The sequence below is a fragment of the Paramagnetospirillum kuznetsovii genome, from assembly GCF_003284725.1.
Lineage (GTDB): Bacteria > Pseudomonadota > Alphaproteobacteria > Rhodospirillales > Magnetospirillaceae > Phaeospirillum > Phaeospirillum kuznetsovii.
The window spans coordinates 330,196-353,741 of sequence record NZ_PGTO01000002.1 but is presented as its reverse complement, the minus strand read 5'-3'; the positions used below and the strand labels follow the sequence as shown (position 1 = coordinate 353,741).

Annotated in this window: 27 protein-coding genes; 19 read left to right on the top strand and 8 right to left on the bottom strand. The window is 64.7% G+C overall.

The window, feature by feature from the left end; all coding sequences use genetic code 11:
- Positions 1-25 precede the first annotated feature (25 nt).
- The 3 genes from CU669_RS04330 to CU669_RS04320 all read left to right on the top strand — a co-directional run bounded on the left by CU669_RS04330 (position 26) and on the right by CU669_RS04320 (position 3,394).
- Complete coding sequence (locus CU669_RS04330; RefSeq protein ID WP_112142560.1) at positions 26-472, top strand: RrF2 family transcriptional regulator; 447 nt, start codon at positions 26-28, stop codon at positions 470-472.
- A 331-nt stretch (positions 473-803) separates the two neighbouring features.
- Entirely contained in the window at positions 804-1,595 is a 792-nt protein-coding gene (locus tag CU669_RS04325; RefSeq protein ID WP_239988533.1) for a phosphate/phosphite/phosphonate ABC transporter substrate-binding protein, read from the top strand.
- A complete protein-coding gene (locus CU669_RS04320) occupies positions 1,592-3,394 on the top strand; it encodes an ATP-binding protein (protein WP_112142559.1) in 1,803 nt (600 codons plus the stop codon). The genes CU669_RS04325 and CU669_RS04320 overlap by 4 nt, the downstream gene beginning before the upstream one ends.
- On the opposite strand, the gene CU669_RS04315 is transcribed toward CU669_RS04320, so the two are convergent.
- From CU669_RS04315 to CU669_RS04295, 5 genes are all read right to left on the bottom strand, one after another.
- Positions 3,378-3,863 carry a YajQ family cyclic di-GMP-binding protein gene (locus CU669_RS04315; RefSeq protein WP_112142558.1) on the bottom strand — a complete coding sequence of 162 codons (486 nt, stop codon included), beginning with the start codon at positions 3,861-3,863 and terminating at the stop codon, positions 3,378-3,380. The two genes, CU669_RS04320 and CU669_RS04315, sit on opposite strands and share 17 nt — an antisense overlap.
- 57 nt (positions 3,864-3,920) lie before the next feature.
- Positions 3,921-4,727 (bottom strand): ABC transporter permease, encoded by an 807-nt coding sequence (locus CU669_RS04310; protein WP_112142557.1) that lies wholly within the window; start codon positions 4,725-4,727, stop codon positions 3,921-3,923.
- A 124-nt stretch (positions 4,728-4,851) separates the two neighbouring features.
- On the bottom strand, positions 4,852-5,598 hold the full coding sequence (locus tag CU669_RS04305; RefSeq protein WP_112142556.1) for an ABC transporter ATP-binding protein: 747 nt from the start codon (positions 5,596-5,598) through the stop codon (positions 4,852-4,854).
- Positions 5,595-6,854, bottom strand: a complete 1,260-nt coding sequence (locus CU669_RS04300; protein WP_112142555.1) for an EAL domain-containing protein — start codon at positions 6,852-6,854, stop codon at positions 5,595-5,597. The genes CU669_RS04305 and CU669_RS04300 overlap by 4 nt, the downstream gene beginning before the upstream one ends.
- Positions 6,855-6,862: 8 nt before the next feature.
- The gene (locus CU669_RS04295; protein ID WP_112142554.1) at positions 6,863-8,194 is read right to left on the bottom strand and encodes a hypothetical protein; all 1,332 of its coding nucleotides are present in this window, start codon (positions 8,192-8,194) and stop codon (positions 6,863-6,865) included.
- Positions 8,195-8,307: 113 nt separating this feature from the next.
- Here CU669_RS04295 and CU669_RS04290 point away from each other — a divergent pair, with 113 nt between their 5' ends.
- The 4 genes from CU669_RS04290 (at position 8,308) to queG (ending at position 12,380) form a co-directional block, all read left to right on the top strand.
- Positions 8,308-9,084: a metallophosphoesterase family protein gene (locus CU669_RS04290; protein ID WP_112142553.1), complete on the top strand. Its 777-nt coding sequence runs from the start codon at positions 8,308-8,310 to the stop codon at positions 9,082-9,084.
- A 179-nt stretch (positions 9,085-9,263) separates the two neighbouring features.
- Positions 9,264-10,733, top strand: coding sequence for a D-glycero-beta-D-manno-heptose-7-phosphate kinase (gene rfaE1, locus CU669_RS04285; protein WP_112142552.1), 1,470 nt, complete (start codon positions 9,264-9,266; stop codon positions 10,731-10,733).
- Between the two features lies 1 nt (position 10,734).
- Positions 10,735-11,187, top strand: coding sequence for a preQ(1) synthase (queF, locus tag CU669_RS04280; protein WP_112142551.1), 453 nt, complete (start codon positions 10,735-10,737; stop codon positions 11,185-11,187).
- A 170-nt stretch (positions 11,188-11,357) separates the two neighbouring features.
- A complete protein-coding gene (gene queG / locus CU669_RS04275) occupies positions 11,358-12,380 on the top strand; it encodes a tRNA epoxyqueuosine(34) reductase QueG (protein ID WP_112142550.1) in 1,023 nt (340 codons plus the stop codon).
- Here queG and CU669_RS04270 read toward each other — a convergent pair.
- Positions 12,363-12,719 carry a helix-turn-helix domain-containing protein gene (locus CU669_RS04270; protein WP_192884578.1) on the bottom strand — a complete coding sequence of 119 codons (357 nt, stop codon included), beginning with the start codon at positions 12,717-12,719 and terminating at the stop codon, positions 12,363-12,365. The genes queG and CU669_RS04270 overlap by 18 nt on opposite strands.
- Before the next feature lie 350 nt (positions 12,720-13,069).
- Positions 13,070-13,540, bottom strand: coding sequence for a hypothetical protein (locus CU669_RS04265; protein ID WP_146747667.1), 471 nt, complete (start codon positions 13,538-13,540; stop codon positions 13,070-13,072).
- Between the two features lie 223 nt (positions 13,541-13,763).
- On the opposite strand from CU669_RS04265, the gene CU669_RS04260 reads away from it, so the two are divergent.
- A complete protein-coding gene (locus tag CU669_RS04260; protein WP_112142547.1) occupies positions 13,764-14,456 on the top strand; it encodes a HugZ family pyridoxamine 5'-phosphate oxidase in 693 nt (230 codons plus the stop codon).
- 130 nt (positions 14,457-14,586) lie between these two features.
- Positions 14,587-16,434 carry a phosphoenolpyruvate carboxykinase (GTP) gene (locus CU669_RS04255; protein WP_192884574.1) on the top strand — a complete coding sequence of 616 codons (1,848 nt, stop codon included), beginning with the start codon at positions 14,587-14,589 and terminating at the stop codon, positions 16,432-16,434.
- Here CU669_RS04255 and CU669_RS04250 read toward each other — a convergent pair.
- Complete coding sequence (locus tag CU669_RS04250) at positions 16,431-16,895, bottom strand: hypothetical protein (protein WP_192884573.1); 465 nt, start codon at positions 16,893-16,895, stop codon at positions 16,431-16,433. The genes CU669_RS04255 and CU669_RS04250 overlap by 4 nt on opposite strands.
- Positions 16,896-17,027: 132 nt before the next feature.
- Between CU669_RS04250 and CU669_RS04245 the strand changes: the two genes are divergently transcribed.
- The 10 genes from CU669_RS04245 to pyrC all read left to right on the top strand — a co-directional run bounded on the left by CU669_RS04245 (position 17,028) and on the right by pyrC (position 23,451).
- The gene (locus tag CU669_RS04245; RefSeq protein WP_112142546.1) at positions 17,028-17,633 is read left to right on the top strand and encodes a glutathione S-transferase N-terminal domain-containing protein; all 606 of its coding nucleotides are present in this window, start codon (positions 17,028-17,030) and stop codon (positions 17,631-17,633) included.
- The gene (locus tag CU669_RS04240; protein WP_112142545.1) at positions 17,630-18,055 is read left to right on the top strand and encodes a cupin domain-containing protein; all 426 of its coding nucleotides are present in this window, start codon (positions 17,630-17,632) and stop codon (positions 18,053-18,055) included. Before CU669_RS04245 ends, CU669_RS04240 begins: the two co-directional genes overlap by 4 nt.
- A gap of 2 nt (positions 18,056-18,057) precedes the next feature.
- The gene (locus CU669_RS04235; protein WP_161539576.1) at positions 18,058-18,525 is read left to right on the top strand and encodes a cupredoxin domain-containing protein; all 468 of its coding nucleotides are present in this window, start codon (positions 18,058-18,060) and stop codon (positions 18,523-18,525) included.
- The gene (locus tag CU669_RS04230) at positions 18,522-19,181 is read left to right on the top strand and encodes an HAD-IA family hydrolase (protein ID WP_112142543.1); all 660 of its coding nucleotides are present in this window, start codon (positions 18,522-18,524) and stop codon (positions 19,179-19,181) included. Before CU669_RS04235 ends, CU669_RS04230 begins: the two co-directional genes overlap by 4 nt.
- Positions 19,178-19,873, top strand: coding sequence for an SIMPL domain-containing protein (locus tag CU669_RS04225; RefSeq protein ID WP_112142542.1), 696 nt, complete (start codon positions 19,178-19,180; stop codon positions 19,871-19,873). Before CU669_RS04230 ends, CU669_RS04225 begins: the two co-directional genes overlap by 4 nt.
- Positions 19,870-20,457: a uracil-DNA glycosylase family protein gene (locus CU669_RS04220; RefSeq protein WP_112142541.1), complete on the top strand. Its 588-nt coding sequence runs from the start codon at positions 19,870-19,872 to the stop codon at positions 20,455-20,457. Before CU669_RS04225 ends, CU669_RS04220 begins: the two co-directional genes overlap by 4 nt.
- A gap of 62 nt (positions 20,458-20,519) precedes the next feature.
- Positions 20,520-20,756, top strand: a complete 237-nt coding sequence (locus CU669_RS04215; RefSeq protein WP_112142540.1) for a type II toxin-antitoxin system Phd/YefM family antitoxin — start codon at positions 20,520-20,522, stop codon at positions 20,754-20,756.
- Positions 20,753-21,136: a type II toxin-antitoxin system VapC family toxin gene (locus CU669_RS04210; protein WP_112142539.1), complete on the top strand. Its 384-nt coding sequence runs from the start codon at positions 20,753-20,755 to the stop codon at positions 21,134-21,136. The genes CU669_RS04215 and CU669_RS04210 overlap by 4 nt, the downstream gene beginning before the upstream one ends.
- A gap of 51 nt (positions 21,137-21,187) precedes the next feature.
- Positions 21,188-22,141 carry an aspartate carbamoyltransferase catalytic subunit gene (locus tag CU669_RS04205; protein WP_112142538.1) on the top strand — a complete coding sequence of 318 codons (954 nt, stop codon included), beginning with the start codon at positions 21,188-21,190 and terminating at the stop codon, positions 22,139-22,141.
- Positions 22,141-23,451, top strand: coding sequence for a dihydroorotase (gene pyrC / locus CU669_RS04200; RefSeq protein WP_112142537.1), 1,311 nt, complete (start codon positions 22,141-22,143; stop codon positions 23,449-23,451). The genes CU669_RS04205 and pyrC overlap by 1 nt, the downstream gene beginning before the upstream one ends.
- Positions 23,452-23,546: the final 95 nt, after the last annotated feature.

The window sequence follows — 23,546 nt, the reverse complement described above, 5'->3', positions numbered from 1 at the left end:
GCCATCAGCACAGTGGAATATCGGAATGCTCTCCAGCAAAGCCAAGTACGGCCTTAAAGCCATGGTTTATCTCGCCCGCCGCGAAGGCGGTGGAACGGCCCTGATTGCCGATATCGCCCAGGCGGAGCATATTCCGCGCAAATTTCTCGACGTCATTTTGCTGGAATTGAAAAACCAGGGCTTCCTGGCGAGTAAGAAAGGCAAGGGAGGGGGATATACGCTGGCCCGTCCAGCCGATACCATCGCCGTTGGCGACATCGTGCGCGTCCTGGATGGCCCCCTGGCGCCTGTGCGGTGCGTTTCGCGGCTATCCTACCGCCGCTGCGACGACTGCACCGACGAGGCCGCCTGCGCGGTGCGCGCCATCATGCAAGATGTGCGCGATGCCATCGCCGCCATCCTCGACACCACGATGCTGGCCGCCATGGCGACTCGCGCTCCTGCCGAGTCGGTACTGATGTACGAGATCTGACTGGATGCTGGCGGCGCAATTCAGCGCCGATTCCAGGGGCACCTGATTGGAACCGACGAGAAACAGCTCGCCCGGCATTCAATACAATAAGCAGTCGCTTGATTAAGTCACGATAACATCGTTATATTCCCCAATGCCGACCTGCCCCATCCCCTCCCCGCCGAGGATGGATGCGCAGATTTTGATCAACTCTACTCTACAAAAGTATGGTTGAGGGCGGCTGATATCCGGTGCTATCCTTTTCTTGCATTCTAGGATCTTTATGATGATCGGCCGTATTGGCGGGGGAATTCTGGCCATTGCCATCCTTGTGGTTGTGTTGGCCTTGCCAATGCGAACACTGGCTGAAGATGCTCGCCCCCTTCGCATCGGCTTGCTGCCGACCATCGCCTCGCTCAGCCTGCTCCGCCTCTACGACCCCTTGCGACGTCATCTTCAGCAGGCCCTCGGCCGACCGGTGGACCTTTATACATCGGCCTCTTTCCGCGCCTATGCCGATGACGTCATGGCCGAGTCGTTCGACATGGTGATCACGGCGCCCCATTTTGGCGTGATGGCGTTCGACAAGGGCTATGTGCCGCTGTTCCGCTATCGGCTGGAACTGCGCCCGGTGATCATCGTTCCCAAGGGAAGCCCCATCCACGAAGCCCGCCAATTGGCGGGAAAGCGCATCCTGACCGCCAATCGACTGACGGCGCTGTCGGTGGTGGCCGAAGGCTGGCTGCAAAGCGACTATAATCTGGTGGCCGGTCGCGACTACGAACTGGTGGATGCGTCCAACCATTCCACCGCCATTCGCGCCGTCGCCATGGGCGACGCCGATGCCGCCATCAGTGGCGTGTCGCCGCTGCAACAGGTTCCCGCCGATATTCGCGATAAGGTGGACTCGCTGCCATGCCGCCTGGCGGTGCCCCATCAATTCACCATGGCGCATCCCCGTCTGGGGGCACAGACCATCGACCGCATTCGTGACGAGATCGCCGAATTCGCCGTCACCCCTAACGGCAGGGCTTTTTTTGCCGCCTCGGGCTTCCAGGGCTTCGTGCCGCTGGCCCCCGCCGATATCGCGGCCGCCCGTCCCTATGCGGACCTTGTCCGCCACATGATGGCGGATGCGCGATGACACCCATGTTCAGCGGCATGCGTTCGGTTCCGGCAAGAAAGTCGCTGCGGCTGAGGCTGCTGCTGCTCAGCATCGTCGTCGAAGTGGTCATGCTGACCCTGCTGGTCGCCAACAGCGTTCGCTTGATCCACGATCACCTTGCCCGCAACACCACCGTTCAACTGGAAGCCCAGCAGGCGTCGTTCAACATCGCCCTGGCCGGTCTGCTGGCCGCTCGTGATTACGCTTCCATTCAAAGCGTCTTGGATGGCTGGGGCAATATTCACTCCATCACCTATATGGCGGTGGAGGATTCCGTCGGCCGGGTCGTGGCCGCCACCGGCATGAAGGCGACCGACCCCTTGCCGAGCCCGGATCGGGGGCTGGACGGCGAGTCCGGGGTCTATAACGGCGCCTTCGACATCACCTATCTGAACCAGCGCTATGGTCGCGCCCATTACGGCCTCGACACCGCCTTCATCGGTGTCGCGCGACGAGAACTGCTGCAACAGAGCCTGGGGATCGCCATCGTCGAAATCGTCCTGACCGTGGCGCTTTTGACCGCCATCGGCTTCTGGCTGACCCGCCACCTCGAATTGTTGGCCCGCGCGTCCCTGAAGGTGGCCGACGGCGACTTCTCTCAGCGACTGGACGTGGATGGCGAAGATGAAATCGCCGTCCTGACCAGAACCTTCAACGTCATGTCGGGTGCGGTGGAAGCCCGCATCTCGGAGCTGAAGGACAGCGAACGACGCTTCCGCGCCATCGCCGACTATACCTATTCGTGGGAAAACTGGTTCGACAGCAATGGAAGATTGCGCTGGGTCAATCCAGCGGTGGAACGCATTGTCGGTTATTCCCCGCAGGTCTGCCACGGAATGGCCGGGTTCCCGCTGCCCATGGTGGTCGAGCAAGACCGTGACCGCGTCGCCGACTGCCTGGAAAAGGCACGCTGCGGCGAGTCCGGCGACGATGTCCAATTCCGCGTCCGCGCCTTTGACGGACAGATTCTATGGGTGGCCATGTCGTGGCAGCCCATCTTCGATCCATCGGGCGCCCCGTTGGGGTCGCGCTCGTCCATCCGCGACATCACCGCCCAGAAGCAGAGCGCCGATTTGCTGATCGAGGCCAAGGCGGAATTGGAGCGGATGCTGTTCGCCGCGTCCCACGACCTGCAAGAGCCGATCCGCGAGATACAGGCCTATAGCCAGCGCCTGCAGCGCGAGTTCGCCGCCGACCTTCCCGAACGGGCCCAGACCACCATCACCACCATCGCCGATGGGGCCGCCCAGATGAATCTGCTGGTCGGCGGTCTCGTCAAATTCAGCCGCAGCAATCGCCCAAAGACGGCCTTTTCGCCGGTCGCCGTTCGCAATGTGGTCGATCAGGCCATCGCCGATTGCCGAAACGCGGCGCCCGGCGTCGACGCAAGCTTCGAGATCGGCGATCTGCCTTCGGTGCCCGGCGATGCCGTGCTGCTGTTCATCGTCTTCGAATCCCTGATCGGCAACGCCCTCAAATTTCACCGGCCGGGCGTGGCTCCCATCATCAGGATCTATGCCGTGGAACAGGATGGCGGCTGGCGCATCGACGTGGCCGACAACGGTATCGGCATCCCCTCGGAATACCTGGAATCCGTCTTGCGGCCGTTCGCCCGCCTGCATTCCCGCGCCAAGTTCCCCGGCGCCGGGCTTGGGCTGGCCTCCGCGGCGCGGATCGCAGGCTTGCACGGCGGCAGGTTATGGCTGGACTCGGTGCCAGACAAGGGAACCACCGCCCATCTGTGGCTCCCCTCGGCGGGGCTCAATCCCGGAAATTGATGAACTGCAGCGGCTGGTCCACGTCCAGCTTCTTCAGAAAGGCGATGGCCTCTTGTAGGTCGTCGCGCTTTTTTCCGGTGACCCTTAGCTCGTCGCCCTGAATGGCCACCTGAACCTTCATCTTGGTGTCCTTGATCTCCTTGACCAGCCGCTTGCCCAAGTCCTTCTCGACGCCTTCCTTGATGCGGACTTCCTGGCGAACGGTATTGCCCGAGGCCTTCTCCACCGTCTTGTATTCCAAAGCCTTGGGATCGACCTTGCGCCGGGTGAAATGGACGGCCAGCAATTCATGCATGGCCTTCAATTTCATGTCGTCGTCGGCCAGCACGGTGATCATCTGGTCCTTGCGCTCCACCGAGCACTTGGCGCCCTTGAAGTCATAGCGCTGGGACACTTCGCGGGTAATTCCGGCCAGGGCGTTGTCGACCTCGGCCAGATCGGTCTTGGAGACGATGTCGAAGCTTGGCATTGCGGCAATCCCCTGTATTGAAACCTCGAAACTATTACCCGCCGGAACGCCGGTTTGTCACTCCCCCACGTTCAGCAAGGCGCCGCGCATTCGTGCCCCGTGCCAGACCCGCAGGAATACAGCCACTCCCCCCGCCAGATAGAGCGCATTGAGCGCCAGCGCAGAGGCCAGCAGATCGCCGCGGAATCCGTGTCCCAGCATGACCGAGCGCATGCCTTCGAACACATGGGCGGGCGGCAAGGCCCAGGCCAGCGGCTGCAACCAGCCGGGCAATGTCGCGATGGGGTAATAGATGCCGGCCAGCGGCGCGATGGCGAAGATCAGCACCCAGGCGAGACTTTCCGCCCCCAGTCCGAAGCGCAGCACCAGGGCCGAAACGCCGAGGCCGATGGCCCAGCCGCTGATCATCAGGCTGGCCCAGAACGCCAGCAAGGGCAAGCCCAGGTCGAAAATGGAGTAGTGATAGAGCGGAATGGCCAGCAAGGCGGCGGGCAGCACCCCGATCACCGTGCGGATCAGGCTCATGCACAGCATGGAGGCCACCAGTTCCCACGGCCGCAGGGGGCTGACCGCGAGATGGCCGAGATTACGCGACCACATCTCTTCCAGGAAGCACAGCGCCACCCCCAGATTGCCGCGAAACATCACGTCCCACAGGATCACCGCCCCGATCAGGATGCCCGCCGCCTGCGCCACCCAACTGGAATTGCTGGCGAAGAACTGGCTGGTGAATCCCCACACCACCATGTTGATGGCGGGCCAATAGGCCATTTCCAACAGACGCGGCCACGACCCTTTCAGGATATAAAGATGGCGCAAGCACATGGCGGCGATGCGGCGGAACGACAGGGAGAGCGCGTTCATTCCCTGACCTCCCGGGCGGCCGGGACGGCCGCGCTCCCAAAGGGATGGGCGACTTGGAGCGCGGGCATCCTGCCCGCAGGGGCGAATTGGAGCGCGGGCATCCTGCCCGCAGGGATGGACACGCTCATGATACCGCCTCGGCCGGATGGCGGCGGTTGCGGGCGATGTCGAGAAACACCTCTTCCAGGGTGTCGCGCCCAAACCGCCCGATCAAATCCGTGGGCGAGCCCTGATCGACGATGCGCCCCTGCTTCATGATCAGCACATGGTCGCACATGCGCTCGACCTCGGTCATGTTGTGCGACGCCAGCACGATGGTGGCGCCGGTGCGGGCGCGGTAATCCTGGAAATAGCCGCGCACCCAATCGGCGGTATCGGGATCCAGCGACGCCGTCGGCTCGTCCAGCAGCAGCAGTTCCGGCTGGTTGAGCAGCGCCTTGGCCAATCCGACGCGGGTCTTCTGCCCCGCCGACAGCTTGCCCGCGGGCCGGTCGATGAAATCGGCCAGTTCAAGTTCTTCCGACAGTTGGGCGATCCGCCCCTTCAAGTCGTCGACCCCGTAGAGATGGCCGTAGACGGTCAGGTTCTGGCGCACCGTCAGGCGCAGCGGCAGCTCCACATAGGGGCTGGAGAAATTGAGCCGGGGCAGCACCCGGTAACGGTGCCGCGCCATGTCCTCGCCCAGCACCGTGACGGCGCCCGAACTGGGGATCAACAGCCCCAGCACCATGGACAAGGTGGTGGTCTTGCCCGCGCCATTGCCGCCCAGCAAGGCGGTGGTGGAGCCGGTGGCGACGGAAAAGCTGATATCGTCCACGGCAAGGACCGACCCGAAGGCCTTGCTGACCGACCTGACTTGGATGGCGCTCAAGGCCGGGGGCGCGCCCGCAGGCCCTTCTTGCGGGGATCTCCCTGCACCAGGGACTCGATGTGACGGCCCTGGAACAGGGTAATTCCAACCGAATGGCCGAAATCCACCGCCGCCTGATCGTCGCAGCGGCACATGATGATGCGGGTCACGCCGATACGGCGCAGCGCCTCGGTCTTCTTGTCCTTCTCCTCGGTCAAGGAGCGGTCCCAGATCAGCTTGATCAGATCGGCGCCCAGCCTTTCGCGATCCACGAAGGGCAACTGGTGGAAGGTCAGTCCGTCGATGCAGATGCGATAGCCGCGATCATGGGCGAAATCGCGGGCGAACAGATAGGCGCCCAGATCGGCGAAGATATCCACCTTCTGCAATTCCAGCACGATGGTGCCGCGCATGCCCGCCTTGACGTTGTCGTCGAACACCAGGAATTCCGGCGTCAGGATGGTCGAGACGTTCAGATTGATGCTGATGTCGCCTTCCAGGGTGCGGTCGTCGTGCTTGTTCAGCATGGACAGGACGCGCCGATCCAGGGTCTCGGTCAGTTGCTGGAACAGCCACGGGCTGGAATTGACGTTGACGCTGGGAAACAGGGTCTGGCGCAGATCGGCGATGGAGATGAACAACTCGTGGAACACCGGCTGCGGCGGCGCCTTGCCCACCATGGCGCAGATGGCCTGACGGCGCATCAGATTGGCCAGATCGGCCTGGCCCAGCGAGTTTTCCACCCGCGCCAGCAGTTCCGGGGTAAAGGGCGACCCGGACGGCTTTTGCGGCCCGCGACTGGCGGCGCTGGCTTTGGAATTTGTTGCGGCGCGTTTGGCCGCTTCGTCCTGGACCATCTTCTGGGCCAGGGTCAGCAACACCTCGTATTCACGGTCCAGCGCGTACCAGGTGCTGAAATTGCCGCCGCCGCCGCTGTGCTGTTCCTCCAGCACCAGGGGATCGTCGGAGAACAGAAAGCGCAGCTTGACCACCGCCGCTTCCATTTCGTCCTGGGCTTGGGCCTTGAAGATCACCATCAAGTCCGAATTGGCCAGGGTGAACACCTGGGCCTGCATCAACTTGACCAGATTCTCGAAGGTGTTGCCCGCGATGCGCATGTGGTGCTCGCGCCGGTTCTGCGGCTGAAGCCCGGACAAATGCACATGGACCGCCTTGCGGTCCTGGCGATGGCGTTCCAACCGGTGAACATAGTCCAGCAGCAGGTTTTCCTGACCGGCGCTGCGGGGTTGGCTGGCGGTGGGCGGGGGGTTGAACATGGGCGGCGCTACCGAATGGCCCGAAGGGGCGGGAAGGCGTCGAGCATATCGTTATTGCCGCATTCGGCGCGCGGACGCCCCGTGATGACGCCGTGACGCTGAGTGCACTGATTCAGCGTGCAGGCCGACGACTTGTCGCACTGGGCCATGGTCACCGCCGATATCATGGAATCGAGGAAGCGGCCCTGGAACATGCGGATGCCCTGGGACAGCCCCCACGAAATGGAGGTCTCGGTATCGCAGCGCGACAGAATGACGCGGTCATAGCCGACCGGACCCAAGGCATGCTGCAACTCGGCGGTCTTGATGTCGTCGATCATGTCGGTGCTCCAGGCGAGCTTGACGTAATCGGTATCGAACAGTTCGGCGTCCATGAATTGCAGGGTCAGCGGGCTCATGCCGTCCAGCACCGACTTGTGCCCGCGTGAACGCAACTTGTCGCGCGCCCGAAAAAATCCGTCCAGGTCGTTGAAGATATCCAGCAGTTGGAATTCCACCACCACCCCGGCGCGACCGCGCACCGAGGCCTCGAACTGCTGGAACACCGGCGTCTCGATGGTCGCCATGTTGAGATTGACCGAGAAGGCGTCCGGCATCTTGCGAAACCCGGAATCCTGCAACACCGACAAAACCCTGAGATCGAGAATCTGCGACAGATGCTGGAACAGCCAGCGGTTGGACAAGATGTTGACGTCGGGGGCCAGCACCTTCTGCAAGTCCATGATGGACATGAAGAATTCCTGGAATGCCACGCTGGCCGTCATGTTCTCGTGAATTTGGATACAGGCCTGTCGGCGCACCACGCCCGCGATATCGGTGGCCCCGATGCGTTCGAGCACCTTGGTCAGGGTCTTGGAATCCAACGACTGGATCTGCGGCGCCCTGCGCTGGTCGGCCGCGGATTTCTTGGCCAGGGATACCATCTCGCCGCATAGCGAGAAGAAGGTGTCGAAATCCGCTTCCAGATCATAATAGGTCACGAATCGGTCGGCGCCCTCGGCCGATTCCGCGTAGGTCAGCGGATCGGTGGAGAACAGGGCGCGCAGCTTGAACACCATGGCATCCAGCTCGCTGATGCGCGCATCCTTGCAGATCAGCACGATGTCGTTGTTGCTCAGCAGGAACATCTGGCCGCGAAAGGCGTCCACCATGGTCTCGAACAGGCGGAATGCGATGCGAATGCGGCCCTCGTCGCGATTGGCGGGCAGCAGCTGGGACAGGTGCAGATGCAACGCCACACGCCCCTCCCTGATGCGGCCGACCCGTTCGGCGGCATCGAAGAGAAGGTTTTCCGGCGTTACGACTTCCTGTTGTCCCGTTCCGAACGCGCCAGCGTTCATTCCCGCTCCATTTCGAGGTCCATTCTTGTCAGGACCATTGTTGACCGCCAGATATAAGGGCAGAGTTGCCTCGGTTAAAAATAACATCGGCTGGCTGCGGTGTCCTAGAGGAAATGAGTGATCAGGCTTTCAAGACTTCGGACACTTCACGCATGAAGGCGCCCGATGGAACCAGGGTTTACGCCATCGGAGACATTCACGGGCGGATGGATCTGTTCGAGCGTCTGCTGGCGGCCATTTCCACGGATGTGAGCTACGATCCATACGAGATCGGTCGGCCCGATCGGGTGGTGGTGATTTGCATGGGCGATTTGATTGATCGCGGCCCCGATTCGCGTGGCGTGATCGAACGTCTGTTGTCCGGCGCGCCCGCCACCGGCCCCCTGGCCGGGGCGCAGTTCATCGCCCTGCGGGGCAATCACGAAGATTACATGACCCAGTTTCTGGCGGATTTCTCGGTGGCGCCGGGCTGGCTGCGCAACGGCGGGCTGGAAGCCATCCGCTCTTATGTGGGCCATCTGCCCGATGGCTTCGTTGCCGATTATCCCGCCTTGCAGCGCCTGCTCTATCGCGCCATGCCGCCCAGCCATCTGCGCTTCCTGTCACGCATGCCGGCCAAGCATGTGGAGGGCGACTATCTGTTCGTCCATGCCGGTATCCGTCCCGAAGTGCCGCTGGAACGCCAGGACGCCTACGACATGATGTGGATCCGCGAACCCTTCCTGTCCCATACCGGCCCGTATCCAAAAATGGTGGTGCACGGCCACACCCAAGTGTCCGAGCCCGAAATTCACCCCAACCGCATCGCCATCGACACCGGCGCCTATCGTAGCGGACGCCTCACCTGCCTTGTGCTGGAAGGGGCGGGGCGGCGCTTCCTAAGCACTTAAGGTGTTGGCCCTCAATCGCCGGGCGGGCGCATCCGCGCCCTTGGCTTCGCCGCACGCGCGGCGCCGGGCCTTGCCCGCAACTCCTCGCCTGCGGCTCGTCGGGCGCATTACGCCGTTTTGACTTGCAAGCGCCGCCCCGTTGGGTTAGCAGGCACAAGCCATCATATACGCTGGATTCCATGACCGAACTTTCCGCTCTCGCCGACCGCGTCGAACAGCTTCGCAACACTTCGGTGCTGTGCGTCGGCGACGCCATGCTGGACCGCTTCGTCTATGGCTCGGTGGACCGGGTCAGCCCCGAGGCCCCCATTCCGGTCCTGTTCATCGAGCGCGAAAGCGCCATGCTGGGCGGCGCGGGCAACGTCGTTCGCAATTTGGTCGCCTTGGGCGCCGCCCCCGCCTTCGTCTCGGTGGTGGGCGACGATGTCGCGGGCCGCGAGATCACAAGGCTGGTGGGCGAGCATGGCGAGATCGATCCTTGCATCGTGGTGGAGACCGGCCGCCAGACCACCATCAAGACCCGCTTCTTCGCCTCGCATCAGCAGTTGCTGCGCGCCGACCGCGAGTCGCGCACGGCGCTGACCGATTCCATCCGCGACCAGTTGCTGGCCCGCGCCGACCGCCTGTTGGACAAGGCGGGGGTCATGGTGCTGTCCGATTACGGCAAGGGCGTGCTGGCGCCGCCGGTCACCGCCGAGCTGATCGCCCGCGCCAGGGCCAAGGGCAAGAAGATCGTGGTCGACCCCAAGGGCTCCGATTACGCCATCTATGCCGGGGCGACCATCGTGACGCCCAACCGCAAGGAATTGTTCGAAGCCACCGCCATGCCGGTGGACAGCGATGATGGCGTGGTCGCCGCCGCCCGCAAGCTGATCGACACCTGCGGACTGGAAGCGGTGCTGGTCACCCGGTCCCAGGACGGCATGACTTTGGTCACCGCCGACGGCCAGGCGCACCATCTGCCCGCCGAGGCCCGCGAGGTGTTCGACGTCTCGGGCGCCGGCGACACCGTTGTCGCCACCCTGGCCGCCGCCATCGCGTCGGGCGCCTCGCTGCTGGATGGCGCCCGCATCGCCAATGTGGCGGCGGGCATCGTGGTGGGCAAGGTGGGCACCGCCGTGGCCTATGCCGAGGAAGTGATCGCCGCCCTGCATCACGACGACCTGACCGCCGGAGAATCCAAGATCATGTGGTCGGCGGTCTCGGCGGCCGAACTGGTGGACCGCTGGCGGCGCAAGGGCGCCAAGGTCGGCTTCACCAACGGCTGCTTCGACCTGCTGCATCCCGGCCACGTCTCCATCCTGACCCAGGCCAGGGCGGCCTGCGACAAGCTGGTGGTGGGACTGAACAGCGATGCCTCGGTTCAACGTCTCAAGGGTCCGACCCGCCCGGTCCAGTCCGAGGCATCGCGGGCCACCGTGCTGTCGTCGCTGGCCACCGTCGATCTGGTGGTGATCTTCGGCGAGGACACCCCGCTGCAATTGATCGAGACCCTGCGGCCCGACGTGCTGATCAAGGGCGCCGACTACACCATCGACAAGGTGGTGGGCGCCGATCAGGTCCATTCCTGGGGCGGCAAGGTGGTGCTGGCCGATCTGGTGGACGGTCAGAGCACCACCAACACCATTAAACGTATGAACGGTCATTGACATGACCGGCCCGCTGACCCAACTCGGCCAGAATACGGCGCTGCCCGCCAGCCCCGATCAGGCCGTGCTGGAGACGGTGCCCAATCCCCATCCGGGCACGCTTTACCTGGTGCGCTTCGCCGCCCCGGAATTCACCTCGCTGTGCCCCATCACCGGCCAGCCCGACTTCGCCCATCTGGTCATCGACTACGCCCCGGACGCGGCGCTGGTGGAAAGCAAGTCGCTGAAGCTGTTCCTAGGCAGCTTCCGCAACCACGGCGCCTTCCACGAGGATTGCACCCTTGCCATCGCCAAACGGCTGGTGGCGGCCTCGGCCCCCAAATGGCTGCGCATCGGCGGCTACTGGTATCCGCGCGGCGGCATCCCCATCGACGTGTTCTGGCAGACCGGAACCCCGCCCGAGGGCCTGTGGCTGCCCGACCAGGGCGTGCCAAGCTATCGCGGGCGGGGATAATGCCTGCTGGGTATCTCGAGAGCCCCTTCGGTGAGAAAACCACAGAGACACAGAGACACAGAGAAGGCACAGAGAGAAAAGGAATCAAACTTTCTCTGTGCCTTCTCTGTGTCTCTGTGTCTCTGTGGTGAATTCCGCCGTTTACTCCCCCCAGACCTGGACGGCTCCCCATGAAGGACGCCATCCGCGCCAAGGCCCTTGACCTGGGCTTCGCCGAAATCCGCTTCGCCGCCGCCGAGGCGCCCGCCCGCTGGGGCGAGGACTTGGCCGACTATGTGGCCGACGGCCGCCATGGCGACATGGCCTGGATGGAAGAGACCGTTGAGCGCCGCTCCGCTCCCCGCGCCCTGTGGCCCGAGGCCAGAAGCATCATCGTGCTGGGCACCAATTACGCCCCCAAGGGCGACCCATTGGCGGTTACCCGCCTGCCCGATCGGGGCAATATCAGCATCTATGCCCGCAACCGCGACTATCACGACACGGTGAAGAAACGGCTGAAGGCGCTGGGGCGCTGGATGGCCGAGACCTGGGGCTGCGACTTGAAGGTCTTCGTCGATACCGCCCCGGTGATGGAAAAGCCCCTGGCCGAAGCGGCTGGGCTGGGCTGGCGCGGCCGCCACACCAATTTGGTGTCGCGGCGCTGGGGAAGCTGGCTGTTCCTCTCCGAAATCTTCACCACCTTGGAGATCGAGCCCGACCGACCGGAACCCGATCATTGCGGATCATGCCACGCCTGCGTTGATGCCTGCCCGACCGGGGCGCTGGACGGCGCGGGCCATATCGAGCCGCGCCGTTGCATCTCTTACCTGACCATCGAGACCAAGAGCGAGATTCCGGCCGAGCTTCGCCCAATGATGGGCAACCGAATCTATGGCTGCGACGATTGCCTGGCCGCCTGTCCGTGGAACAAGTTCGCCACGCCCGCCGTCGAGCCGGACTTCCTGCCGCGGGTCGAATTGACGGCGCCGCGTCTGGCCGATCTGGCCCAACTGGACGAGGCCGGGTTTCGCGAGGTGTTCGCCGCCTCGCCGGTCAAGCGGGCGGGCCGCGACCGTTTCGTCGCCAATGTGCTGATCGCCGTGGGCAATAGCGGACGCAAGGATTTGATCGCCGTCGCGCAAGCCCTGCGCGACGATTCGTCACCGCTGGTCCGCGCCATGGCGGATTGGGCCGTGTCAGCCCTCGGACGCTAAGGCCCGTGCCAACTGCGACAAAGCGTCCTGATGCTTCTCGTTGGAGATGCTGGTGAAGTTGCGGGCCAGTTCCAGGCACATGCGCTGGCGGGCGGAAAGATCCCCGCCACGGCGGTTTTCCAGCCCTTCATAAAAGAAGCCGACGGGAACCCCCAGAACCTGGGCGATCTCGTAGAGGCGACCGGCGGAGATGCGGTTGATACCGCGCTCGTATTTATGGGCCTGCTGATAGGTCACGCCGATCAGGTCGGCCATCTGCTGCTGGGACAGGCCCAGCATGATGCGCCGCTCCCGAATCCGTGTTCCCACATGTCGATCCGTGTCATTGGCCCGATTCATGGGACGAGCGGCCTTGGTCTCTGTCTTCTGTGACATGTCAGTCAGTTTTTCACCGGCTAAATTGGCCGATTTCCGGCCCTTGTATACAATTTCGGGCATGGACCCCTTCCCTTCACATAGTCGGAATTGGGCTATAGATCAACCCGAAAGCTCGCCTATTGTGGATTTCCGAAACAGTATTCATACCTGCGCCATAGGGGCGCTTTTATACTTGCTCTAGGTAGAGCAACCTAGGCGCTTGTAGGGCCGTCGACAATGAACACCGGACGGCACAACTTGATATGGCCCATCGCCTGCCCCCCACCAGGGGGCACGGAAAATTTATCACCCTTGAATCGGATCAAGCGCCCTTAAATCGCCAAATCCAGCACATGGCCCGAAGCCAGGGAGGCGCCCGACGGCGGCAGCACTTCGACGCCCAGGTCGGCATTCGCCGTCGTCGTTCCGGCCGCCCGCACATAGGCGTCAATCCCGGCACGCAGCCGTGACGACACCGAAGACACCGGCTCTCCGCCGCCGGAATCCTGGGCCAGGGACTGCGCCAGGAAAGTGGACGTGGGCTCGCGCCCGGTATCGGAACTGCCGTCGCGGCCTTGGGGACGTCCCTGGAAGGATGATGACGCGGCATCGTCCTTTTTCCCGCCAAGTACAAAAGTATCGCGGGGCTGCGAGCCGGGGCGGCGGGAGGTAATGACGGTATCGGGAAGTTCGAAGTTCGGTCGCGACTCGGACACCGCCCGGATGGCTCCGGAACGCGAAGCCCCCTGGACGCTGCGAATACCGGCGCCGCCGTCAGACCCGATGATGCCGTCAAGGGACACCAAACTCTCCCCGTCCGAGGATCAATGGAATCAGATTACGCCTTCATGACGTCGAGTCGCAATCACTTCCCGGAGTCGGACGAAGTGACGCGGTCGGCTCCGGTTGCGCCGAAGGGCCGCGCCACGCGACACCACCAGCGCGATTCCAAGGACGCTCTTCATCTGCGATGATCTCCAGCCAAAGGCGCGGGGCGCCAACGAACAAAACATGCAAGGGGTTGCAATGAACGAGCGCGACAACAAGGCCGAGCTTCCTGCCGACAACCGTCTGGCGCTCCGCCGGGTGGCGCGGGCCAGCCGCAAGGCGGCGCTTGCCACCAGCCTGGCCACGGACCAGGGCGGCCGACCCTATGTCTCGCTGGTGACCCTGGCTTTCGATCATGACCTGACACCGATCCTGCTGCTGTCGGGGCTGGCCGACCACACCCGCAACCTGCGGGCGGAGCCAAAGGCCGCCTTGCTGCTGGACGGCACCGAGGGCCACGCCAATCCCCAGACCGGCCCCCGCGTCACCCTGGTGGGGACCGCCGAGGAGACTGACGATCCCAGGCTGAAGGCCCGTTTCCTCGCCCGCCATCCGGCCGCCGCGCTTTACGCCGGGTTCGCCGACTTTTCCATCTGGACGCTTCGCTTGGAACGGGCGCACTTCGTCGGCGGTTTCGCCCGCGCGGTATGGTTCGACGCGCCGCTGGTCCCATTGGCCGACAGCCAAGCCATGGCGGCGGCGGAGCCGGGATTGCTGGAACGGCTCGCGGCCGAAGGCGGCCTGCCCTGGCAGGTGACGGGACTCGACATGGACGGTTGCGACGTGCTGTCGGAGGAACGCCACCACAGGGTGGTTTTCGACCCACCCGCCGCCACTCCCGAGCAGGCGTTCGCCGCCGTCTTGGCTGCAACCAATGCACCCCTGATATGATTCTTAAGTTTTAGTGAAAATTCCGCGCCAAGGGCATTGCCCGGCGAACCGCTGGGGTCTATCTTCGCGTCCACTTTTCGAACGAGGGCGGCAAGCCCCCCATGGTTATGCAAGCGGAGACGAACGCACCATGAGCAAGCTCGGTATCCCCGGCGGGACCACCATGAATTCCAAACTCCTGGCCTGGATCGACGAGATGGCGCGTTTGTGCCGCCCCGCCCATATCCACATCTGTGACGGTTCGCAGTCGGAATACGACGCGCTGTGCGAGATGATGGTGGCTGGCGGAACCATGATCAAGCTGAACGAAAAGCTGCGCCCCGGCTCCTATCTCTGCCGCTCCGACCCCCGCGACGTCGCCCGGGTGGAAGACCGCACCTTCATCTGCTCCAACAACAAGAACGACGCCGGCCCCACCAACAACTGGGTCGAGCCTTCCGAGATGAAGGCCCGCATGACCAAGCTGTATGACGGCTGCATGAAGGGCCGCACCATGTATGTGGTGCCGTTCTCCATGGGGCCGCTGGGCTCCAACATCGCCCATATCGGCGTGCAGATCACCGATTCCGCCTATGCCACCGCCAATATGCGCATCATGACCCGCATGGGCCAGCCGGTGCTCGACATCCTGGGCGCCGACCGCGATTTCGTGAAATGCCTGCACTCGGTGGGCGCGCCGCTGGCCGACGGCCAGCAGGACGTGGCCTGGCCGTGCAATCCCGACAACATCACCATCTCCCACTTCCCGGAAGAGCGCCAGATCTGGTCCTACGGTTCGGGCTACGGCGGCAACGCCCTGCTGGGCAAGAAGTGCTTCGCTTTGCGCATCGCCTCGGTAATGGCCCGCGACGAGGGCTGGCTGGCCGAGCACATGCTGATCGTCGGCGTCGAGAGCCCCAAGGGCGAGAAGACCTATGTGGCCGCCGCCTTCCCGTCGGCCTGCGGCAAGACCAACTTCGCCATGCTGGTGCCGCCCAAGGGCTTCGACGGCTGGAAGATCTGGACCGTCGGCGACGACATCGCCTGGATCAAGCCCGGCGCCGACGGCAAGTTCTACGCCATCAACCCGGAAGCGGGCTTCTTCGGCGTGGCGCCCGGCACCGGCGCCTCGACCAATCCCAGCGCCATCGCCGCCTGCGCCAAGAACTCCATCTTCACCAATGTCGCCATGACCGATGACGGCGACGTGTGGTGGGAAGGCCTCAGCGACGAGGCCCCCAAGCACCTGATCGACTGGAAGGGCAAGGATTGGACCCCGGAGTCCAAGGATCCCGCCGCCCATCCCAACGCCCGCTTCACCGCGCCGGTCAGCCAGTGCCCCAGCGTGGACCCCGATTGGGAAAACCCGGCCGGCGTGCCCATTTCCGCCTTCATCGTCGGCGGGCGGCTGTCCAAGAACGCGCCGCTGGTGGTCCAGAGCTTCAACTGGGCCCACGGCGTCTATCTGGGCGCCACCATGGGGTCCGAAGCCACCGCCGCCGCCGTCGGCCAGGCCGCCATCCGCCGCGACCCCTTCGCCATGCTGCCGTTCTGCGGCTACAACATGGCCGACTACTTCAATCACTGGCTCAACATGGGCCGCGCCGTCAACAACCCGCCCCCCATCTTCCGGGTCAACTGGTTCCGCCGCGACGAGAACAACAAGTTCATGTGGCCGGGCTATGGCCAGAACATGCGGGTGCTGAAGTGGATCGTCGACCGCGTCCAGGGCAAGGCCCGCGCGGTGGAAAGCCCCATCGGCCTGGTGCCGAAATACAATGACGTGGAATGGGCCGGTCTCGACTATCCCCGCGACAAGTTCCAAGACCTCATGCGCATCGACCGCGAGGCCGGTGTTTCCGACGCCCGCAGCCAGGAAGAACTGTTCGACAAGTTCTTCGACCGCGTCCCCAAGGAAATGCTGTTCGAGCGTGAACTGCTGAAGTCGCGCCTGTGGCGCGCCCCGGCGGTGTGGGAACTGGCCAGCGAGCGGGTCTAATCCCCCGAGCGGTCTTGTGACGGCGATGCCCCCTTCCCGGCCTCGGGAAGGGGGCTTTCGTTTCTGACATCCAGATCAGGCGCCGAATGGGGCACCACGTCGCGGCCCACCACCTTGATGGGGGTGCGCTGATTGGTCGACCACGCCCAGAATCGCAGCAGGCCGTCCGAACCGAACATCAGCCCCGCTTCGTTGCTGGTGACGTTCCAGCCGCCCCAGGCATAGACGGCGCCGGGGATCGGGATGTAATTGGCGGGGCGCGGCGAGGCGCCGGACCCCACATAGGTCAGCATGCGCGAGCCGTCGGCCAGGGTCTCGTCGCGGTCGGGCCGCCCCAGGGACGACATGGCCTGATCCACCGTGGTGCGCCCCGGCTGCAACCGCGACAAGGCATCTTCGTTCACATTGGCGCAGCCGGACAACGCCAAGGCGCCGACCAGGCCCAGAACCGCACGCTTCATCTTCCGCCCCCTTCGACATTCGCCGCCATAATGGCGGAACTGAGCGGACAGGGCAATTGCGCAAGACCATTGACTCGGCCGCCCGCCGAGCCAAGCATGATCCCGTCTCAGCCGTCTCCGAGGATACGACCCATGAAACTGCGCTATTCCCCCACATCCCCCTATGTCCGCAAATGCGTCATCGTCGCCAAGGAGACCGGGCTGGAGGCGCGGTTGAGCCTGGAGCCGACCAATGCCTGGGCGCCCGACACCGACCTCACCAAGGACAACCCGCTGAGCAAGGTTCCCGCCCTGATCACCGAGGGCGGCGAGGTGCTGTTCGATTCGCCGGTCATCTGCGAATACCTGGACTCGCTGCATGACGGCCACAAGCTGGTGCCGCCCTCGGGGGGGGCGCGTTGGGCGCAGTTGAAGCTTCAGGCCCTGGCGGACGGTATCCTGGACGCGGCACTGGCCAAGCGGATCGAGACCGCCATGCGCCCCGAGGACAAGCGCTGGACGGGCTGGGTCGAACGCCAGGGCAATGCCATCGCGCGCGGCCTTGACGTGCTGGAGGAGGACTGCGCCGCCTGGGGCGCCGATTTCATGATCGGCCAGATCACGGTGGTGGCCGCCCTGTCCTATCTGGACTTCCGCTTTCCCACCGAGGACTGGCGATCCGCCCGTCCCAAACTGGCGGCTTGGGCCGAGGCTATCGCCAAGCGCCGCTCGGTGGCGGAGACCGAGCCCAAGGAATGAGCGCGATCGGGGACATCATCGCCCGGCTGAACCTGCGCCCCCATCCCGAGGGCGGGATGTATGCCGAGACTTGGCGCGACGATACTCCGGATGGCGGGCGCGGTGCCGGAACCGCCATCTATTACCTGCTGCGGGCGGGCGAGCGGTCCCACTGGCACCGGGTGGACGCCACCGAGATCTGGCACTTTTACGCTGGCGACCCGCTGACGCTGCGCCTGTCGGAAGACGGCCGCTCCGAGCGGAAGACCGTCCTCGGCCCTGATTTCGCCGCCGGTCAGTCGCCCCAGGTGATCGTCGCCCCCCAGGTCTGGCAGGCCGCCGAGCCGGCCGGGCGATGGACCCTGGTCGGCTGCACCGTTTCCCCCGCCTTCCGCTTCGAAGGCTTCGAGATGGCCCCCACGGGCTGGAACCCCGGAGACTAGACATGCGCCGCTTCTTGCTCGCCCTGCCCTTCGCCCTGGCCGCCTGCGCGGGCAGCGACGTCATCAGCCCCACCCTGCCGCCCAATTACCTGAGCGATGCCCCTCGGATTCTGGCCGCCACCGATTGGAGCAATCCCGACAGCGTCACCGTCACCATGACCAATTTCGAGTTCTCCCCCTCGGAACTGAACCTGCGCCGCGACCGTGCCGTGCGTCTGGTCTTCGTCAACCCCAGCACCAAGGACCACACGGTGGTCTCGGATCAGTTCTTCCGCGAGGTCGCGACCCGCCAAGTGGTGGGGCCGAACGGCGCCACCGCCGCCCCCTGGCTGAGCAAGCTGGTGGTGCCCTCGGGCGAGACCAAGGAAATCTGGCTGGTCCCGGCGCGCTATGGGGCCTATCATTTCCAATGTGACGTCACCGGCCATTCAGCCCTTGGCATGAACGGCATCATCAATGTGATCCCATGACCCTGTCCGCGCTCATCTTCGATGTGGATGGCACCCTCGCCGAAACCGAGGAGGCCCATCGCCACGCCTTCCTGCTGGCCTTCGGGCAATCGGGCCTCGACTGGCGGTGGGATCCCACCGTCTACCGCGAACTTCTGAAGGTGTCGGGAGGACGCGAGCGAATCCTCGCCTACGACCCCGACGCCGCGCCGGAACTGGTGGCGGGCGTGCATCGGCGCAAGACCCAGATCTACACCGATATGATCGCCAGTGGCCGCATCGCCTTTCGTCCCGGCGTCGAGGCGCTGATCAACGAGGCGCGCGAGGCGGGCGTCAGGCTCGCCATCGCATCCACCACCAGCCGCGCCAATGTGGAAGCCTTGCTGGGCCGACGCCGCCAATGGTTCGAGGTCATCGCCTGCGGCGAGGACACCGTGCGCAAGAAGCCCGACCCCCAGGTCTACCAATTGGTCGCCTTCCGCATGGGATTGCCGGTGGAGCAATGCATCGCCATCGAGGATTCCACCAACGGCGTCAAGGCCGCCGTCGGCGCGGGCATTCCGGTGGTGGTGACTCCCAGCTTGTATACCACCGGCGACGACTTCACCGGGGCGGCGGCGATCTATCCCAATCTGGCGGAGGTCAAGCTGAACACCCTGCGGGCGCTGGTCCCGTGAGGCGCCTGTTCGCCATTCTCGTCGCCGCGTTTCTCGGCGGCCCCGCCCTGGCGGCGGAACCGCAGACCGTGCTGTCCCTGCGCGAGACCGCCGAAGCCATGGTGGTTCCCGATCTGTTGGTCGTCTCGCTGAGGGCCGAGGGCGCCGCCGACGGCGCCGCCGCCGCCCAGCAGGCGGTCAACCGCCAGATGAAGGATTCCGTCGCCGCCGCCAAGGCGGTGTCGGGCGTAAAAGTTGCCACCGGAGGCTACAGCGCTTATGTCGTGCGCCCCGGCGAAGGCCGCCCCGCCCGCGAAAAGCCGGAATGGCGCGCCAGCCAGGGCCTCACCCTGACCTCGCGCGAGATATCGCCCCTGCTGGACTTGACCGGAACACTGCAAGCCAGCGGCCTCGCCCTGTCGGGCATGAATTTCGAGGTGGGCGCCGAGACCCGCCGCGATACTCAAGAGAAGCTGGTGGGCGAGGCCATCGCCCGCCTGCGCCGCCAGGCGGACTCCGCCGCCGCCGCCCTTGACCTGCGGGTCGTCTCCTACCGGACAATCCGCATCGAGAAAGCAGGCGGGAACTCCCCCCGGCCCATGCTGCGCGCCATGGCCGCTCCCATGGCCGCCGCCGTTCCACCGTCCGCCGAGGCGGGCGAACAGGAAATCCAGGTGACGGTGGAGGCCGAGGTCGGACTGGACAGGCGATGACCGGAGACCTCGCCGGACTGGTGGAGCGCGTCCGCGCCTGCCGCCTGTGCGAGGCTGATCTCCCCCTGGGGCCGCGCCCCATCCTGCGGGTGTCGCCGACGGCGCGGCTGCTGATCATCGGCCAGGCCCCCGGCACCAGGGTTCACGAAACCGGTATCCCTTGGAACGACCGTTCCGGCGACCGGCTGCGCGACTGGCTGGGCCTGGACCGCGACATCTTCTATGACGAAAGCCGCATCGCCATCCTGCCGACCGGCCTGTGCTATCCCGGCGTGGATGCCAAAGGCGGCGACCTTCCGCCCCGGCCGGAATGCGCGCCGCTGTGGCATCCCCAGCTCCGTCCCCTGCTGCCCGACATCGAACTGACCCTGCTGGTGGGCTCCTACGCCCAGGCGTTTGTGCTGGGCAAGCGCCGCCGCGCCAGCCTGACCGAGACGGTGGCGGCATGGCGCGACTACCTGCCGGAATTCCTGGCGCTGCCGCATCCGTCCTGGCGGACCGGGGCGTGGCAGAAAAAGAATGCGTGGTTCGACGCGGAATTGCTGCCGGAGGTGCGGAGGTTGGTGGGCGAGACTGTCGCTTAGCTAACTTGACTAAATTACGTCCCCTGACTAAGTTAGCCGGGGCTCATTCAAGGATCGCAGCCATGCAGCAAGTGACCATACATGCCGCCAAGACCAATCTGTCAAAGCTGATCGAAGCGGCTCTGTCCGGCGAGGAGATCATTATCGCCAATGGCAGCCGACCTGTGGTTCGGTTGGTTCCAGTGCGGCAGGGCGCCTTCAAGATGGGGTTGCTGAAGGGTATGCTGACCGGTCCGGGGCCGGACTTCCTTCAGCCCATGGCCGAGGACGAGCGCGACCTGTGGGAGGGCGGCCCGTGAAGGCTGTCCTGCTCGATACCCATGCCTGGGTGTGGAGCCTGAGCGGCGATGATCGCCTGTCGCAAGCCGCCATATCCGCCATCGAGGCCGCCGACACCATTTTCGTCAGTCCCATTTCCTTTTTCGAGATCGCCCAGAAGGTCCGACTGGGAAAATGGCCGGAGATGGAGCCTTTCATCGAACGACTCTCCGCTCTTTTGGCAGAGCAAGGCGGCTCCGTCGCCGGTTTTGATCCGGCCGTCTGCATCAAGGCTGGCATGATGTCTTGGACGCACCGCGATCCGTTTGACCGCCTGCTCGCGGCCACCGCCCTGCACTACGCTCTTCCGCTGATCTCGGCCGACACGGTCTTTGACGGAATCGTCACCCGCTACTGGTAGCGAGTCCACCCGCTTGCGGGCGCAGCCCTCCCGCCATATAGTTCGCTCACCATGACAGACGCCCGCTTCCCGCACCGGCATCTCCTCGGCATCCAGGGTTTGGGGCCGACCGAGATCACCATGCTGCTCGACCTAGCCGAAGGCTATGTGGAGCAGAACCGTTCCAACGACAAGCGCAAGAACCTGCTGCGCGGTCGCACCGTCATCAACCTGTTCTTCGAGAACTCGACGCGTACCCGCACCAGCTTCGAACTGGCGGGCAAGCGCCTGGGCGCCGATGTCATCAACATGCAGTCGGCCGGGTCCAGCGTGCAGAAGGGCGAGACCCTGATCGACACCGCCATGACGCTGAACGCCATGCATCTGGACGTGCTGGTGGTGCGCCACCCGGATTCCGGCGCGGTCAAGCTGCTGTCTGAAAAGGTCAACTGCGCCGTCATCAACGGCGGCGACGGCAGCCACGAGCATCCCACCCAGGCTTTGCTGGACGCCCTGACCATCCGGCGGCGCAAGGGCAAGCTGTCGGGCCTGACCGTGGCCATCTGCGGCGACGTGCTGCATTCCCGCGTGGCGCGCTCCAACATCTATCTGCTGAACGCCATGGGCGCCAATGTGCGGCTGATCGGGCCGCGCACCCTGGTGCCGTCCAGCATCGACCGCATGGGGGTCGAGGTGTTCCACGACATGCGCAAGGGCTTGGACGGCGTCGACGTCATCATGATGCTGCGCATCCAGAACGAGCGCATGAAGGGCAACTTCATCCCCAGCATTCGGGAATACTTCCACTTCTTCGGCCTGGATCACGAGAAGCTGAGCCTCGCCAAGCCCGACGCGGTGATCATGCATCCCGGCCCCATGAACCGGGGAGTCGAGATCGATTCCGACGTGGCCGACGATGTCGAACGCTCGCTGATCCGCTCGCAGGTGGAAATGGGCGTCGCGGTGCGCATGGCCTGCCTGGACATGCTGACCCGGCATCTGCCCCTATCGGAAGGAGCCGCCTGATGGCCGCCCGCACCTCATCCGGCCTGGTGGCCTATGTGAACGCAAGGCTGCTGGACCCCGCCTCGGGCCTGGATGCCAAGGGATCGCTGCTGACCAATGGCGAGACCATCGCCGATGTGGGCCCCGGCCTGTTCCAGGGCGGCGTGCCGTCGGGCATCGAAGTGGTGGATTGCGCCGGTCTGTGCCTCGCCCCCGGTCTGGTGGACATGCGCGTCCAACTGCGCGAGCCCGGCGAGGAGCATAAGGAGACCCTGAAATCGGCGGGCGAAGCTGCGGTGGCGGGCGGCGTCACTTCCATGGTCTGCCTGCCCAACACCAATCCGGTGATCGACGAGGTCGCCACGGTGGAATTCGTCGCCCGGCGCGCCCGCAAGATCGGGCTGGCCAAGGTCTATCCCTATGCGGCGGCCACCAAGCTGCTGGACGGCAAGGAGCTGTCCGAGATGGGCATGCTGGCCGAAGCGGGCGCCCTGGCCTTCACCGACGGCGTCAAGGCCATCCGCAATGCCCAGTTGATGCGCCGCGCCCTGTCCTATGCCGCCACCTTCGGGCTGCTGATCGTTCAGCACCCGGAAGAGCCGTCCCTGGCCGAGAACGGCATGATGAACGAGGGCGAGCTGGCCACCCGCATGGGCCTGTCCGGCATTCCCGCCGCCGCCGAGGCCATGATGCTGGAACGCGACATGCGTCTGGTGGAGATCACCGGCGGCCGCTATCACGCCGCCCATGTCTCCACCGCCGAGGGCATCGAGATCATCCGCAAGGCCAAGGCCAAGGGGCTGAAAGTGTCCTGCGACACGGCCCCGCCCTATTTCGCGCTGAACGAACTGGCGGTGGGCGACTACCGCACTTTCGCCAAGCTGAGCCCGCCCCTGCGCAGCGAGGCCGACCGCCAGGCCGTGGTCGCCGCCCTGGCCGACGGCACCATCGACGCCGTGGGCTCCGACCACGCCCCCCAGGATCAGGATTCCAAGCGGGTGCCCTTCGCGGCGGCCGAGTTCGGTGGCGTCGGATTGGAAACGCTGCTGTCCATCACCCTGGAACTGACCCATAACGGCCATCTCAGCCTGTTGCAGGCGCTCAGGCTGATCACCTGCGCGCCCGCCGATATCCTGGGACTGGCGGCGGGCCGCCTGAAGGTGGGCGCCTCGGCCGATCTGGTGTTGTTCGACCCCGAGCGCGGCTGGAAGGTGGAGGCCAAGAAGTTCCGCTCCAAGTCCAAGAACTCTCCCTTCGACGACCGCCCGGTCCAAGGCATGGTCATGCGCACCGTCATCGACGGCCGCAGCGTGTACACCCACGATGCTTAATAGGCCCTCAGTCGCCGGGCGCTCGTTCCACTCGCTTGGCTCTCGCTCGCATGTGCTCGCGGGCGCTCAACGCGCCAGTCGCTGCGCTCCATTCG

Coding starts and splice junctions, on each gene's coding strand:
- CU669_RS04330 (WP_112142560.1), top strand. CDS start 26: ATGCTCTCCAGCAAAGCCAAGTACGGCCTTAAAGCCATGGTTTATCTC.
- CU669_RS04325 (WP_239988533.1), top strand. CDS start 804: ATGCGAACACTGGCTGAAGATGCTCGCCCCCTTCGCATCGGCTTGCTG.
- CU669_RS04320 (WP_112142559.1), top strand. CDS start 1,592: ATGACACCCATGTTCAGCGGCATGCGTTCGGTTCCGGCAAGAAAGTCG.
- CU669_RS04315 (WP_112142558.1), bottom strand. CDS start 3,863: ATGCCAAGCTTCGACATCGTCTCCAAGACCGATCTGGCCGAGGTCGAC.
- CU669_RS04310 (WP_112142557.1), bottom strand. CDS start 4,727: ATGAACGCGCTCTCCCTGTCGTTCCGCCGCATCGCCGCCATGTGCTTG.
- CU669_RS04300 (WP_112142555.1), bottom strand. CDS start 6,854: ATGTTCAACCCCCCGCCCACCGCCAGCCAACCCCGCAGCGCCGGTCAG.
- CU669_RS04295 (WP_112142554.1), bottom strand. CDS start 8,194: ATGAACGCTGGCGCGTTCGGAACGGGACAACAGGAAGTCGTAACGCCG.
- CU669_RS04290 (WP_112142553.1), top strand. CDS start 8,308: ATGAGTGATCAGGCTTTCAAGACTTCGGACACTTCACGCATGAAGGCG.
- rfaE1 (WP_112142552.1), top strand. CDS start 9,264: ATGACCGAACTTTCCGCTCTCGCCGACCGCGTCGAACAGCTTCGCAAC.
- queF (WP_112142551.1), top strand. CDS start 10,735: ATGACCGGCCCGCTGACCCAACTCGGCCAGAATACGGCGCTGCCCGCC.
- queG (WP_112142550.1), top strand. CDS start 11,358: ATGAAGGACGCCATCCGCGCCAAGGCCCTTGACCTGGGCTTCGCCGAA.
- CU669_RS04270 (WP_192884578.1), bottom strand. CDS start 12,719: ATGAATCGGGCCAATGACACGGATCGACATGTGGGAACACGGATTCGG.
- CU669_RS04260 (WP_112142547.1), top strand. CDS start 13,764: ATGAACGAGCGCGACAACAAGGCCGAGCTTCCTGCCGACAACCGTCTG.
- CU669_RS04255 (WP_192884574.1), top strand. CDS start 14,587: ATGAGCAAGCTCGGTATCCCCGGCGGGACCACCATGAATTCCAAACTC.
- CU669_RS04250 (WP_192884573.1), bottom strand. CDS start 16,895: ATGAAGCGTGCGGTTCTGGGCCTGGTCGGCGCCTTGGCGTTGTCCGGC.
- CU669_RS04245 (WP_112142546.1), top strand. CDS start 17,028: ATGAAACTGCGCTATTCCCCCACATCCCCCTATGTCCGCAAATGCGTC.
- CU669_RS04240 (WP_112142545.1), top strand. CDS start 17,630: ATGAGCGCGATCGGGGACATCATCGCCCGGCTGAACCTGCGCCCCCAT.
- CU669_RS04235 (WP_161539576.1), top strand. CDS start 18,058: ATGCGCCGCTTCTTGCTCGCCCTGCCCTTCGCCCTGGCCGCCTGCGCG.
- CU669_RS04230 (WP_112142543.1), top strand. CDS start 18,522: ATGACCCTGTCCGCGCTCATCTTCGATGTGGATGGCACCCTCGCCGAA.
- CU669_RS04220 (WP_112142541.1), top strand. CDS start 19,870: ATGACCGGAGACCTCGCCGGACTGGTGGAGCGCGTCCGCGCCTGCCGC.
- CU669_RS04215 (WP_112142540.1), top strand. CDS start 20,520: ATGCAGCAAGTGACCATACATGCCGCCAAGACCAATCTGTCAAAGCTG.
- CU669_RS04205 (WP_112142538.1), top strand. CDS start 21,188: ATGACAGACGCCCGCTTCCCGCACCGGCATCTCCTCGGCATCCAGGGT.
- pyrC (WP_112142537.1), top strand. CDS start 22,141: ATGGCCGCCCGCACCTCATCCGGCCTGGTGGCCTATGTGAACGCAAGG.